Source organism: Lentzea sp. NPDC058436 (assembly GCF_042721515.1).
Taxonomy (GTDB): Bacteria; Actinomycetota; Actinomycetes; order Mycobacteriales; family Pseudonocardiaceae; genus Lentzea.
This window is the reverse complement of the sequence record NZ_JBHXLF010000002.1, coordinates 747555-761044: the sequence shown is the minus strand read 5'-3', so window position 1 is coordinate 761044 and position 13490 is coordinate 747555. Positions and strand designations below refer to the sequence as shown.

10 protein-coding genes are annotated in these 13490 nt (G+C 70.0%); 5 read left to right on the top strand and 5 right to left on the bottom strand.

From position 1 onward, the window contains the following. Positions 1 to 4: 4 nt before the first annotated feature. Positions 5 to 727, bottom strand: a complete 723-nt coding sequence (locus ACFWN2_RS10990; RefSeq protein WP_382427433.1) for a class I SAM-dependent methyltransferase — start codon at positions 725 to 727, stop codon at positions 5 to 7. A gap of 311 nt (positions 728 to 1038) precedes the next feature. Between ACFWN2_RS10990 and ACFWN2_RS10985 the strand changes: the two genes are divergently transcribed. Next, positions 1039 to 4632: a discoidin domain-containing protein gene (locus ACFWN2_RS10985; protein WP_382426620.1), complete on the top strand. Its 3594-nt coding sequence runs from the start codon at positions 1039 to 1041 to the stop codon at positions 4630 to 4632. Here the strand turns inward: ACFWN2_RS10985 and lgt are convergent. The 4 genes from lgt to ACFWN2_RS10965 all read right to left on the bottom strand — a co-directional run bounded on the left by lgt (position 4553) and on the right by ACFWN2_RS10965 (position 9814). Continuing rightward, on the bottom strand, positions 4553 to 5467 hold the full coding sequence (gene lgt / locus ACFWN2_RS10980; protein ID WP_382426619.1) for a prolipoprotein diacylglyceryl transferase: 915 nt from the start codon (positions 5465 to 5467) through the stop codon (positions 4553 to 4555). The genes ACFWN2_RS10985 and lgt overlap by 80 nt on opposite strands. Positions 5468 to 5624: 157 nt before the next feature. After that, entirely contained in the window at positions 5625 to 7406 is a 1782-nt protein-coding gene (locus tag ACFWN2_RS10975) for a CocE/NonD family hydrolase (protein WP_382426617.1), read from the bottom strand. Positions 7407 to 7526: 120 nt separating this feature from the next. Then, a complete protein-coding gene (locus ACFWN2_RS10970) occupies positions 7527 to 8645 on the bottom strand; it encodes a fatty acid desaturase family protein (RefSeq protein ID WP_382426616.1) in 1119 nt (372 codons plus the stop codon). Between the two features lie 101 nt (positions 8646 to 8746). Beyond that, entirely contained in the window at positions 8747 to 9814 is a 1068-nt protein-coding gene (locus tag ACFWN2_RS10965; protein ID WP_382426615.1) for a ferredoxin reductase, read from the bottom strand. A gap of 86 nt (positions 9815 to 9900) precedes the next feature. Here ACFWN2_RS10965 and ACFWN2_RS10960 point away from each other — a divergent pair, with 86 nt between their 5' ends. The 4 genes from ACFWN2_RS10960 (at position 9901) to ACFWN2_RS10945 (ending at position 13484) form a co-directional block, all read left to right on the top strand. Further along, positions 9901 to 11046, top strand: coding sequence for a PucR family transcriptional regulator (locus ACFWN2_RS10960; RefSeq protein WP_382426613.1), 1146 nt, complete (start codon positions 9901 to 9903; stop codon positions 11044 to 11046). A 301-nt stretch (positions 11047 to 11347) separates the two neighbouring features. Further along, positions 11348 to 11896, top strand: coding sequence for an RNA polymerase sigma factor (locus tag ACFWN2_RS10955; RefSeq protein WP_382427431.1), 549 nt, complete (start codon positions 11348 to 11350; stop codon positions 11894 to 11896). Beyond that, positions 11893 to 12729 carry a zf-HC2 domain-containing protein gene (locus ACFWN2_RS10950; RefSeq protein WP_382426612.1) on the top strand — a complete coding sequence of 279 codons (837 nt, stop codon included), beginning with the start codon at positions 11893 to 11895 and terminating at the stop codon, positions 12727 to 12729. Before ACFWN2_RS10955 ends, ACFWN2_RS10950 begins: the two co-directional genes overlap by 4 nt. Continuing rightward, positions 12726 to 13484: an ABC transporter ATP-binding protein gene (locus ACFWN2_RS10945; protein WP_382426610.1), complete on the top strand. Its 759-nt coding sequence runs from the start codon at positions 12726 to 12728 to the stop codon at positions 13482 to 13484. The genes ACFWN2_RS10950 and ACFWN2_RS10945 overlap by 4 nt, the downstream gene beginning before the upstream one ends. Positions 13485 to 13490 lie beyond the last annotated feature (6 nt).

Genomic DNA, 13490 nt, shown 5'->3' with positions numbered 1-13490 from the left:
CGCGTCAGCCGGCCTGCAGGACGAAGAACAGGAAGTTCGGGGCGCCCGCGTAGAACGCGGACTCCTCCGGGAACAGGTCGCGGGCCTCGGGCAGCGGTGCCGGCTCGCTGATCGCGGAGATCCGGAACCCGGCCGCGGCGAACGCGTCGGTCATGGCGTGCAGCGGCCGGTTCCAGAACGTCACGCTGACCACCTGGTCTCCCACCGGCCACCGGGCGGGGTTGGCGTACGTCGAGAAGTAGTCGGGGCGGCGGCCCGCGAGACGTTCGGCGCAGTAGTCGGCGGCGGGGTGGTTGACGGAGACGATCAGCCTGCCGCCGGGCCGCAGCACGCGCCGCAGTTCGGCGAGCGCCGGGCCCCAGTCCCGGAGGTAGTGCAGCACCAGGGAGGCGATGACGTCGTCGAACGCGGCGTCCGGGAACGGCAGTGGCTCGGCCAGGTCGGCGACCCGCAGGTCCGCGTCCGCGCCGAGCCTCCGCCGTGCCTGCGCCAGCATCCCGGAGCTCACGTCGACTCCGGTCACGATCGCGCCCCGGTCCCGCAGTGCCGCGAACAACGGGCCCGCGCCGCAGCCGGCGTCGAGGACCCGTCGCCCGGCCACGTCACCGGCCAGGGCGAGGGTCGCGGGCCGCTCGTAGTAGGCGTTGGCGAAGCTCTTCTCGTTGTCGGCCGCGTACGCCTCGGCCACGGCGTCGTAGTCGGTCGGCGTGGCAGCGCGCTCCCCCACCGCGTCGAACTCGGCCCTGACAGCTCGCTTCTCACTCACCCACTCGATCTTGCCCGAGACCACCGGTCACCCGACCGCCTCCAGGTCTCCGGCGGAAACCGGCCCACCCGTTGTACCGGTCTTTCGCACGGCCGTGACCGGGACGAACCTCCCGCAGTACCGTTCTGCCTGGCAGACGCACCTGCCAACGATCCCGGTCCTGACATCGATGTCTGGCCGCAGAATTCCTGTCTCGCTTGTCTTGTTGACCGCCCGAGTAACCGGATCGAAGCTTCCTGGCAACGTTGTCAGGACAGTGATCGGAGCTCGCAATGGCGCAGGACTTCGGCAGCGGTGTGTCGCGGCGCAGAGCGTTGACCGCGGGAGGCGGGCTGCTCGCCGGGTTCGGCGTGAGCAGCCTGGTGCTGCGTGTCGCGTCGGCCGCACCGGGGGCGGAGGTGGCGCAGCGGGAGGCCGTCGACCTCGCGTTGTTCCGGCCTGTGTCGGTGTCGTCGACGGACTACGCGGCCACGCCGGGGCAGTTCGCGGTGGACGGTCTCGCGCAGGTCGGCGTGCGGGGCTCCGGCTGGCGCGCCGGGCAGGGCGACGGCCAGTGGCTCATCGTCGACCTGCAGGGTCGCTGCGAGATCAGTTCGGTGGTGCTGACGTTCGAGGCGAAGCCCGGAGACCCGGCGTTCGACGCGAACGCGTCGCGGGCCGAGACCCTCGGCACCGAGATCCTGTCCAGCTACGCGGTGGCGTTCGACCTCGACGTCTCCGACGACGGCCGCACCTGGCGAACGGTCCACCACAGCGAGTCCGGCACGGGCGGCGCGGTCACCGTCCCGTTCACGCCGGTCGTGAAGGGGCGCTGGGTCCGGTTCTCCGCCACGCGTCGCTCGACGGCCAACCCGTTGGGGCTCAACGGCATCCAGGTCTACGGCACCAGCAGGGACAACCGGCCCGCGGTGAAGGGCTGGACGAACTGGCCGGTCCGGAACCACGAGAACCCCGCGCTGACCGTGGCCGCCGACGGCTCGGTGCCGATCGAGTCCGGCTGGGTGCTCACCATGCAGGACTTCGCGCCCTCCGGGGACGGCGCCGCGCTCTCGGGTCCGGACGTCGACACCCGCGGCTGGGTTCCCGCGACCGTCCCGGGCACGGTGCTCGCGTCGCTGGTCGAGCAGGGCCACCTGCCGGATCCGGTGCACGGCATGAACAACCTCCAGATCCCGGAGGCCCTGTCGCGCCACGTGTGGTGGTACCTGCGCACGTTCGGCCTGCCGCGCGGCCTCGACACGTCCGCGGGCAGGCACGTCTGGCTGGAGTTCGACGGCATCAACCACGAGGCCGAGATCTGGCTCAACGGAGCCAAGATCGGCGCACTGAGCAACCCGTTCGGCCGGGCCTCGCTCGACGTCACCTCGACGCTCAGGCGTTCCGGCGACCAGAACCTGGCCGTGCGGATCGCGCCGATGCCGTTCCCCGGCAGCCCCGGCGACAAGGGACCGCGCGGTGAGGCGTGGGTCGGCGCGAACACCACGATGTTCAAGAACTCCCCCACCTACCTCGCGGTGTCGGGCTGGGACTGGATGCCCGCCGTCCGCGACCGCGCGTCCGGCATCTGGAACCACGTCCGCCTGCGCTCGACCGGGGCCGCGGTCATCGGTGACCCGCGCATCGACACCGTGCTGCCCGACAAGAGCACCGCCGAGGTCACGTTCACCGTGCCCGTGCGCAACGTCGAGGCCGCCGCGAAGAGCGTCACCGTCACCGCCGAGTTCGACGGGATCAAGGTCAGCCGGACGGTCACCGTGCCGCCGAACTCCGAGTCCGACGTCGTGTTCGCGCCGTCCACGCACTCGCAGCTGCGCATCAGGAACCCGAAGCTGTGGTGGCCCAACGGCTACGGCGACCCCGTCCTGCACGACCTGACGCTGACGGCCACCGTCGGCGGCGCGGTCAGCGACCGCAGGCAGCGGAAGTTCGGCCTCCGCCAGGTCACCTACCAGTACGACCTGCCGATCACGATCGTCGACGGCGCCGCCGAGCAGACCGTCGAGTTCCCGTTCCAGCAGGCGCGGTACGTCCGGATGCAGGGCCTGAAGCGCGCCACCAGCTGGGGTTTCTCGGTCTTCACACTGTCCGTTGTGGACAGCAAGACTCCGGACGTCGACCTCGCGCGGGGCAGGACCGCGACGGCGTCGTCGGCCGCCGACTGGACCTCGCCCGGCGCCGTCACCGACGGCGACCCGAAGTCCCGGTGGACGTCGAACTACAACGACAACGAGTGGGTGCAGGTCGACCTGGGCGCCACCACGACGTTCGACCGCGTCGTCCTGCGCTGGGAGACGGCCTACGCCGCCACCTACAAGATCCAGGTCTCCCAGGACGGCGACACCTGGACCGACGTGGCATCCAAGGACAACTCCCCCAAGCCGTTGATCATCCTCGTCAACGGCGTCAAGATCTTCGCCCGCGGCGGCAGCTGGGGCTGGGACGAGCTGCTGCGCCGCATGCCCGCGTCACGCGCGGACGCGGCCGTCGCACTGCACAGGGACATGAACTTCACCCTGATCCGCAACTGGGTCGGCTCGTCGTACCGCGAGGAGCTCTTCGAGGCCTGCGACAAGTACGGCATCCTGCTGTGGAACGAGTTCTGGCTCGGCTGGTCGTACGACCCGGCCAACCACGACAAGTTCTTCGCGCAGGCCAAGGACACCGTGCTGCGCTACCGCTCGCACCCCTGCTGCGTGGCGTGGTTCGGCTGCAACGAGGGCAGCCCTCCGTCCTCGGTGGACAGCGTGCTGAAGGAGATCGTCCACACCAACACCGACCTGATGTACCAGCCGAACTCGGCGAGCGGCGTGATCACCGGCGACGGCACGTACCGCTGGGTGGACCCCCGCACGTACGGCACCGGCGAGGCCACGGGCGGGAAGTTCGGGTTCTGGAGCGAGATCGGCCTGCCGACGGTGTCCGTGGTCGAGAGCATGCGCAACCTCGTCGGCCAGGGCAACGCGGGCTGGCCGATCGGCGAGGCCTGGTACCACCACGACTGGTCGGAGAACAGCAACCAGCAGCCCAACGGCTACAAGGCAGCCATCGACGGCCGTCTCGCGCCGTCGAGCAGCCTGGAGGAGTTCTGCCGCAAGGCCCAGTTCGTCAACTACGAGAACATGCGCGCGATCTTCGAGGCGTGGAACTCGCGGCTGTGGAACGACGCGACCGGCGTGCTGCTGTGGATGTCGCACCCGGCGTGGCACAGCACGGTGTGGCAGACCTACGACTACGACCTGGACGTCAACGGCAGCTACTACGGCTCCCGCAAGGGTTGCGAGCAGCGGCACGTGCAGGCCGACCCGACCAGCTGGCAGGTCACGGCCGTCAACCACACCGCGTCGGCGCTGACCGGCGTCACCGTCAAGGCGCAGCTGCACGGCCTGGACGGCAAGGCGATCGGGCAGGCGCAGCAGCAGAAGCTCGACGTGGCCGCGACGTCGGCGAGCAAGCTGTTCACCGTGCCGTTCGACGACGCGCTGCCCGCGTTCCACCTGCTGCGCCTCACGCTCACCGACTCTGCCGGCAAGCAACTCTCCGAGAACACCTACTGGCGTTACCGCACGCCGGAGTCGATGCACGCCCTCAACCAACTGGCCTACACGCAGCTCCAGACCACGTTGAGCACCAACAAGAACGGCTGCACGGCGATCATCCGCAACACCGGAAAGACGGTGGCCGCGATGGTCCGGCTGTCGCTGCGCGAGCGCAACGGCACCGACCGCGTGCTGCCCACCCTCTACAGCGACAACTACTTCTGGCTCCTGCCGGGCGAGGTCCGCACGGTCACGATCGATCCGCGGAGGTCCGTCCGGAATCCACGTCTGCTGGCGGAGGCGTACAACTCGGCGCCGAAGCTGACCTGAGGTCCTCCCTGCCGGGATGCCGCCGCGCCGACCACACCGTCAGCGCGGCGGCACCCAGCCCCACCAGCACCGACGTCCAGATGTTGAGGCGCAGACCGAGGATCGTGTTCGCCTCGTCGATCCGCAACGCCTCGATCCACAGCCTGCCCAGCGTGTAGAGCACGACGTACAGGCCGAACGCCCTGCCGTGCCCGAGGGTGAACCGGCGGTCGGCCCAGATCACCACGCCCGCCGCCGCGAAGGTCCACAGCAGTTCGTAGAGGAACGCGGGGTGGAACGTGCCCAGCACCACGGGAAGCCCGTCCGGACCGACCACCGCACGGCCCGCGTCCAGGTCCCACTGGTGGATCGTGAGCGCCCACGGCAGGTCGGTCGGAGCGCCGTAGACCTCGTTGTTGAACCAGTTGCCGAGGCGGCCGATCCCTTGCGCGAGCAGGATTCCCGGCGCCGCCGCGTCGGCCAGCGGCGGCAATGCGACACCGGCCCGCCTCGCCCCGATCCATGCGCCGAGGGCACCGAACGCGATCGCGCCCCAGACGCCCATCCCGCCTTCCCAGATGTACAGGGCCTTGACCGGGTTCCCGCCGGGGCCGAAGTACGGCTGCCACGACGTGGCCACGTGGTAGAGCCGGGCGCCGACGATGCCGAACGGGACGCCCCAGGTCGCGATCTGGTTGATCACGCCGGGCCTGCCACCTCGCTGGACGTAGCGGCGTTCGGTCAGCCAGGCGGCGACGAGGACGCCGGCGATGATGCAGAACGCGTAGGCGCGGATCGGCACCGGGCCGAGGTGCCAGACGCCCTGGGTGGGACTCGGGATGGCCGCGAGCAGCATCGCGCCAGGGTAGGGAGAAGGGGGCTTGCGCACTGTGAAGTCCGCAGGCTGGACCGGTGGGCAGGGACCCGCGCACTGCGAAACCCGCGGGCCAGACCGGTGACGGCGGGGCCTGCGCACTGCGCGCAGGCCCCCGCCCCCTCAGCTCACCGCGAGGTCACCGGGGCACCACTCCCCCGACGATCGGCAGCACCACCTTGCTGGCGCCCAGCGACACGTTGAGCGAGACACCGCTCGCCGCCGAGTCCGACGCCAGGTAGGCGTTGTGGTTGGTGACGAGCACGATGCCGATCCGGTGCCCTGCCGGGATCATCGCGTCACGGGCGTGCAGCTTCCAGGTGACGTCCGCGGTGGTCCCGTTGGTGGGCAACGGGGTCGCGGTCTCCAGCGACAGCCTGTTCTTGGCGTCGATGGCACCCTTGGTCAGCATCGTCGCCGTGACGGCCTGGATCGAGACGTCCGGCGGCCGGGCGCACCCGGTCTTGTCCCGCAGGTCGTTCTTGCCGCACACCTCGGTGGACAGCTGCAGCGGGCTGCGTTCGGACAGCACGGCCTGACTGCTCGGGCCGTAGTCCACCAACAACGCCGTGAGCGGCGTCGACGCGCGGTTCGACGCGACGCGAACGGTGAGGCTGACCTCGCCCGACAGGCGCGTGTCCTTCGTCAGCGGGGGCGTCACGTAGGCGAGCCGGTTGGTGTTCGCGGTCTCCGGGTTCGCCATCATGCTGGCCTCGCTGATGTTCGCGTTCGCCGCGAGACGTTGCGTGCCGCTCGTGACCGGGGTGGTGGTCAGCGAACCGGACATGCCACCGGACGCGGGACCGAAGTACAGCGTCGTGTCCTGCGTGTCCGGGCGCGGCCACGAGGCGGCCTGCTCCCAGCTGCCGTCCGGCTTCTGCACGTCGGCCATGGGCTCGGACATGATCCCGTTGTCGGCGCCCTTGAGCCAGTGGTCCATCCACAGGCCCATGACGCGCTGCCACTCGGCCTGGCGGAACGAGATGGGGTCGAGGTGACCGCCGCGGTGCAGCCAGATCTTGCGCGGCACGTCGTGGTTCTCGAGTTCCTTCCACCAGCGGCCGAACTGCGACGGCTTGACGTTCCAGTCGGCCTGGCCGTGCACCACGAACACCGACGCGGACGTGTTCTGCGCGCCCGGCCGGTAGTCGCGGGCCTTCCAGAACGACGTGTAGTCGTAGGACTCGTCGCCGTCGTCCGCGGTCAGCTTGTCGAACACCGGCTTGCACTTCGCCTTCTGCGCCGCGCTGACGACGTAGTTGGCGAGGAAGGTCGGGTAGTTGGACTCCCAGCCCTTGTAGCCGATCCCCTGGTCACGCGCGTACTCGTACCAGCTGGAGATCGCCGCGATCGGCACGATCGTCTTGACACCGGGGATGTTCGCCGCGGCCGCCGCGTTGGGCAGCGTGCCGTTGTAGGAGACGCCGAGCATGCCGACGTTGCCGGTGCTCCAGCTGGCAAGCGCTTCCCGGCCGTCCGCGTAGAACGCCTTGGCCCGGCCGTTCAGCCAGTCCACGACCGCGCGGACGCTCGCCGTGTCCTCGGGACCGCCCGTGGTCGGGCAGCCGGTCGAGCGGGAGGTGCCTTGCATCTCCATCTCGACCACGGCGTACCCGCGCGGCACGAAGTACTCGTCGTACCAACGGCCGAAGCCGCGCGGCACGTTCATGGACGACGCGGCCGCCGCGCCCAGCCCGTAGTAGGGGCTGGCCTCCATCACGATCGGCACGCGTTCGGCCGTGTCCGGCCGCATGACGTCGGCGGCGATCCGGTCGAGCTTGCCGTCGGCGTCACTGTCGATCGTGGACTCGACGTAGACCGTTTCGGTGATCGCCGCGGCCGCGGGGGCCGCGGCGGAGACAGGCGTGTGGATCGTCGCGGCCGTGAGCAGGGTGGCCGCGACGAGGTAGACCCTTCGCATAGGTTCCTCCGTCGGAGGGCCCGATGAAGCAGCAGGGGTCGAGCTCGGGCCCTACGAAGGAATCTCACCGAATCCGGAGTGCTCTCCGGTACGGCCGAAAGATCTAAACCAATGCCCGTCTCAGGCCGCGACGAGTTCCTTGTCGCGCTTCGGGGCCTTGGTCTTCGGCTTCTTGTTCGGCAGCGACAGGCGGAACACCTTGCGCCACGCCGAGAAGACCTGCTTGGGCAGCGGGCCGGTGACGTACTCCAGCTCGTACTTCTCGAACAGCGCCTTCACCTTCACCGCGACCTCGGCGTACCGGTTGCTCGGCAGGTCCGGGAAGAGGTGGTGCTCGATCTGGTGCGACAGGTTGCCGGTCATGAAGTGCATGGCCTTGCTGCCGCTGATGTTCGCGGAGCCCATCATCTGGCGCAGGTACCACTGGCCGCGCGTCTCGCCCTTGATCGAGCGGCGCTCGAAGACCTGCACGCCCTCGGGGAAGTGACCGCACATGATCACCGAGTGCGACCACAGGTTGCGGATCAGGTTCGCGGTGAACGTCGCGGCGAGCGTGGTGAGGAACGACGGGCCCGACAGCAGCGGGTGGATCACGTAGTCCTTGAGCACCTGCTTGCGGATCTTGCGGCCCACGGCAGCGGCCCGCGCGCGGAACTCCGGGCGGTTGCGGCGGCGCTTGTGCAGGTTCTTGCCGAGCTCCAGGTCGTACGCGGCGATGCCGTACTCGAAGAAGCAGGCGTTGATGAAGTTCCAGACCGGCTGCCCGAGGTGCATCGGGTGCCACTTCTGGTCCTCGTCCACGCGCATGATGCCGTAGCCGAGGTCGTTGTCCTTGCCGATCACGTTGGTGTACGTGTGGTGCAGCTCGTTGTGCGAGTGCTTCCACTGCTCGGCCGGCGAGACGTGGTCCCACTCCCAGGTGGTGGAGTGGATCTTCGGGTCGCGCATCCAGTCCCACTGGCCGTGCAGGATGTTGTGGCCGATCTCCATGTTGTCCATGATCTTCGCCACGGACAGGCCGGCGGTGCCGATGATCCACGCCGGCGGGAAGAACGAGAACAGCAGGATGCCGCGGCTCGTCAGCTCCAGCTTGCGCTGCGCCGAGATGACCTTGCGGATGTAGGCCGCGTCCTTCTCACCACGACTCGCGATGATCTCGTCGCGGATCGCGTCGAGTTCGCGGCCGAGCTCCTCGATCTGCTCGTCGGTCAGGTGGGCGGTGGGGTCGATGGCGGTCATGAAGCTCGCTTTCGAGGGGAGCAGTGGCTGGGGGTGGGGCCACTTCGCGGGGGAGGAAGGTCTGTGGTGGGAAGGCTCAGCGACGTGGTCGGGTCACGGCGCTAGCGTTCGAGTTCGCAGGGCCCGGCGGCCGCGGACACGCAGGTCTGGACCAGCACGTGGGCGGTGGGGCTGTCCTCGGCCTCGGTGATCTCGCCGGTGCGCAGGTCTCTCACCGCGCCGGACTTCAGCGGCGTCACGCAGCCGAAGCAGATGCCCATGCGGCAGCCCGACGGCATCAGCACGCCGGCCTCCTCGCCGACGTTCAGCAGCGGAGTCGCGCCGTCGGCCTCGACGGTCTTGCCCGTCTTGCCGAACGTGACCTCGCCACCCTCGCCCGCGACGACGACGCTCGGGCGGAACCGTTCGGTGTGGAGCTTCTCGGCGATGCCGTGCTCGGCCCAGTGCGCCTCGGCGGCGTCCAGCAGACCCGCCGGACCGCAGGCCCAGGTCTCGCGCTCGGCCCAGTCGGGCACCAGCTCGTGCAGCTTGGCGACGTCGAGCATGCCGTCGGCGTCGGTGTGCAGCTCCTTGAGCGTGAGCGCCTTGTCCGCGACCAGGTCGTGCAGGTCGTTGCGGAAGATCACGTCTTCCTTGCGCGGCGCGGAGTGCACCATCACGACGTCGGCGAGCTTGGCGTCGCGGAGCATGCCCATCGCGGGCGTGATGCCGCTGCCGGCCGTCAGGTACAGCACCTTCGCGGGCTTGGCCGCGGGCAGCACGAACTCGCCGGTGGCCTGGTCGAGCTGGATGATCGTGCCGGGCCTGGCCTTGCGGACCAGGTGGTTGCTGACCTTGCCGTCGGGGATGGCCTTCACGGTGATCGTGATGCGACCGTCCGCGCGGCTGGTCGGCGACGTCACCGAGTACGCACGCCACAGGCGCACGCCGTCGACGTCGATGCCGATCCGGACGTACTGGCCGGCGACGTGACCGCGCCAGCCCTTGCCGGGCCGGATCACGATGGTCGCGGCATCGTCTGTCTCGCGGTGCACGGCCTCGATGCGGCCGCGCAGGTCAGCGCCCGCCCGGAGGGGGCTCACCAGGTCGAGGTAGTCGGACGGCAGCAGTGGCGTCGTGACCAGCTCAAGGATCTTCCACGCCCTGCTGCGGAGGGCGGCACTCGTCATGTATCCAGCTTGATGCGCCTCAGGGCGTAAAGTCCTGTCCGTAGGACGTGAATTTGAACCTTCAGATTGTTCGCAGGGAACAAATCGTGACTCACGCAATGAGGAGGGCCACCGAACTGGCCCTCGACGAGAAGACAGTGGCCGCCATCCGGGCCGTGCTGAAGACGACCGCCGACGAGGTCGTCCGAGCCATCATCGCCGAGGTGCCCTCGTACGCGAACGCCCTGTCCGGACGCATGGGTGGCACGATCCGCCGCGCCGTTCGAACGGCGCTCGGACACTACTTGGACCTCGCCGGAGGCACCGGCGGAGGCGCCGACGCGAGCGACGCGGCCTACGAGCTCGGCCGGGGCGAGGTGCGCGACGGCCGCTCGATGGACGCCCTGCTCAGCGCGTACCGCGTAGGCGCCCGCGTGGCCTGGCGAGGCCTGGCCGCAGGCGCCGTACCAGCGGGTCTACCTGCCTCCGAGGTGGCGAAGTTCGCCGAACTGACCTTCGCCTACATCGACGAACTGTCCGCCGCGTCCGCCGCGGGCCACGCCGACGAACTGGCCGCGCGCGGCCTCGCCCACGAGCGCCACCTCGAACAGCTGGCCCGCGACCTGCTGGCCGGGGCGAGCACCGAGGTGCTGCTGGCGTCCGCTGGACGTGCGGGGTGGCAGCCTCCTGCCGCGTTGACGGTGGTGTTGCTGCCCGCGTTCCAGGCCAGGCCCGCCTACCGGTTGCTCGATCCGGGCACTTTGGTGCTGGACGACCTGCCTGAGTCCACGGGTGTGTTGATGGTTCCGGAAGCAGACCGGTCTCATCTCTTGCGGCAGCTCATCGGCCGTAACGCGGTCGTCGGGCCTGCGCGTCCATGGATGCGTGCTTCGGCGTCTTACGAACGGGCCGTGCGGGCGCGTTCTCTCTCGCCGGACATCCGGGACACCGAGGAGCACCTCGCTTCGCTCGTGCTGAGCGCCGATCCTGACGCATACGCCGATCTGCGGGCGCGGGCTTTGGCTCCGTTGCTCGAACTGCCCGCCACTTCTGCTCGACGGCTTGAGGAGACGTTGCGGGCCTGGTTGTTGCACCACGGGCGGCGGGAGGAGGTGGCCGCGGCGTTGTTCGTGCACCCTCAGACCGTTCGGTACCGGATGGGGCAGCTTCGGGACCTGTTCCCGGATCTGGGGTCTCCGCAGCGGGTCCTGGAGTTGACGCTCGCTGTTGGGCTGCCTTCGCCAGCGGATTAGTTTTGGCCTGCACTGAAGCTATAGAGCGGAGTTGTGTCAGCCATGAGCTGAGTTGCGTCGTGGGTGGCGAGCTGTGGCTGACCGGCAGCCGCCCTCCTCAGTCGCTTCGCCCGAGCACTGGCCTCTCCCCCGCCAACCCGAGCACACGGCACCCCACTCCTTCCCCACGCTCAACCGAGCGCTCGGCCCCGGTTGGGCGCCACCCGGCAGCGCGACCCCACCGGCGCGCCGCCGTGACGCACACCACACCGCCACGAGAACCCTGGCCCGCGATTCCCACGTCTTGCGGAGTGTGAGAGCCATCCGGGGTGAGCCGGCCGACCTCGACGAGGAGCAGCTCGTGCGACGCGTCGCACGGGGTGATCGGCGCGCGTTCGAGGAGCTGTACCGCCGCACGTCGCCGTGGCTGACCGTGCGGCTGCGCAGGCGGTGTGCCGACGACCAGATCGTGGCCGAGGTGCTGCAGGAGACCTATCTCGCGGTGTGGCGGGCTGCGGACGCGTTCGCCGGGGCCGCCAAGGGCGGGAGTGCCGTGGGCTGGTTGTGGACGATCGCGGCGCGGAGGTTGATCGACGCGTTCCGGCGGCGGGCTCATCACGCCGCGCCTCCGACCGCTGCCGCGCCGGGGACGGTGGCGGCCGCCGACGAGGCGGTGCTCGACGGGGTGGTCGGGGACGAGGTCGGGGACGCGCTGCGGAGGTTGGCGCCCGAGTTGCGGCAGGTGTTGCAGGCGATGGTGCTCGACGGGCTGTCGGTGCGGGAGACGTCGGTGCTGCTCGGGGTGCCCGAGGGGACCGTCAAGACCCGCGCCCGGCGGGCTCGGATCGCGATGAGGGAGGCGCTGGCATGACCGGAGAACCACTCGGCGCGGGAGACGCCGGCATGAGCCGAGGACCAGGCGGGGCGCACCCGAGCGACCAGCTGCTGCAACGCTACGAACAGAACCAGGACGTGCCCGCCGACCAGCTGTGGGCCGTCGAGTCGCACCTGGAGTCGTGCGGGCCGTGCCGGGGCAGGCTCGCGCCCGAGCCGATCGCCGAAGCCGTGTGGGCCGGGCTGGAGCCGTTGCTCGACCGCACGCCGCAGATGCCTCGCCAGCGGGCGTGGCGGCGGGTGCACTCGTGGGTTTCGCCTGCGGCGGGGCCGTGGCTGGCGATGATCCTGCTGGTCACGGCCGCGGCGGTGGCGCTCGACCGGGTCGGGTTCGCGGTCGGGGACCGGGTGTCGCTGGTGTTGCTGGTCGCGCCTGTCCTGCCCGTGCTCGGGGTCGCCGCCTCGTGGGGGCGGGCGCTGGACCCGGCGTTCGAGGTGACCGCCGCGACACCACGGGCGGGGTTGCCGTTGGTGTTCCGGCGGACGGCGGCGGTGCTGGCCGTCACCGTTCCCGGGCTGGCGGCGGCAGGACTGCTCAGCGACGTCGGGTTCGTGCGGTGGCTGTTGCCGTGCCTGGCGTTCACCGTCGGGACACTCGCCCTGGGCACGCTGATCGGGGTCACGCGGGCGGCGGTCGTGCTCATCGCGGCGTGGGCCGTGGTGATCGTGGCGCCGACGATCGCGTTCAGCCGCACGTCCGCAGCGCTGACCGCGGAGGCCGCGCCGGTGTGGGCGGTGCTGCTCGCCCTGAGTCTCGCGGTGCTCGCCGCGCGACGGATGACGTTCACGCGCCTGGAGGCGAACCGATGACCGCGCCCACCACCTACGCCTGGGAGATCGAGGCGAGGGACCTGCGGATCAAGGCCGGCAGGCGGATGGCCGTCGACGGCGTCACGCTCACCATGGGCAGGGGCGTGCACGGGCTGCTCGGCCCCAACGGCGCCGGCAAGACAACGCTCATCCGCACGCTCGCGACCGTCGTCGGACCGGCCTCGGGAGAGCTGTCCCTGCTGGGCGGCATGGACTTGCGCCAACTCCGCCGCAGGGTCGGCTACCTGCCGCAGGAGTTCGGGCACTACCGCCGGTTCACGGTCCGGGAGTTCGTCGCGTACGTCGCGTGGCTCAAGGAGATGCGCGACATCCCGGCGGCGGTGCAGCGCGCGATCGAACGGGTCGGGCTCGCCGACCGGGCCGACGACAGGATGAAGACGTTGTCCGGCGGCATGATCCGCAGGGTCGGCATCGCGCAGGCCATCGTGAACGACCCGGAGATCCTCCTCCTCGACGAACCCACCGCGGGCCTCGATCCCGCGCAGCGCCTCAGGTTCCGCGAGTTGCTGACCGAGATCGGCACCGACGCGTGCGTCGTCGTCTCCACCCACCTCGTGGAGGACGTCGCCGCCGCGTGCACGGACGTTGTGCTGCTCTCACAAGGAAAACTCGTCTTCCAGGGCACCCCGGACCAGCTGGCGACGAAGGGCACCGCGCAGCACGCGGGTGACAGCCCGATCGAACGCGGTTACAGCGCCGTGCTCGCTCTCCCCAACCGCCCCGGAACCTGGTGAGTGTCC

Coding starts and splice junctions, on each gene's coding strand:
- ACFWN2_RS10985 (WP_382426620.1), top strand. CDS start 1,039: ATGGCGCAGGACTTCGGCAGCGGTGTGTCGCGGCGCAGAGCGTTGACC.
- ACFWN2_RS10965 (WP_382426615.1), bottom strand. CDS start 9,814: ATGACGAGTGCCGCCCTCCGCAGCAGGGCGTGGAAGATCCTTGAGCTG.
- lgt (WP_382426619.1), bottom strand. CDS start 5,467: ATGCTGCTCGCGGCCATCCCGAGTCCCACCCAGGGCGTCTGGCACCTC.
- ACFWN2_RS10970 (WP_382426616.1), bottom strand. CDS start 8,645: ATGACCGCCATCGACCCCACCGCCCACCTGACCGACGAGCAGATCGAG.
- ACFWN2_RS10975 (WP_382426617.1), bottom strand. CDS start 7,406: ATGCGAAGGGTCTACCTCGTCGCGGCCACCCTGCTCACGGCCGCGACG.
- ACFWN2_RS10945 (WP_382426610.1), top strand. CDS start 12,726: ATGACCGCGCCCACCACCTACGCCTGGGAGATCGAGGCGAGGGACCTG.
- ACFWN2_RS10950 (WP_382426612.1), top strand. CDS start 11,893: ATGACCGGAGAACCACTCGGCGCGGGAGACGCCGGCATGAGCCGAGGA.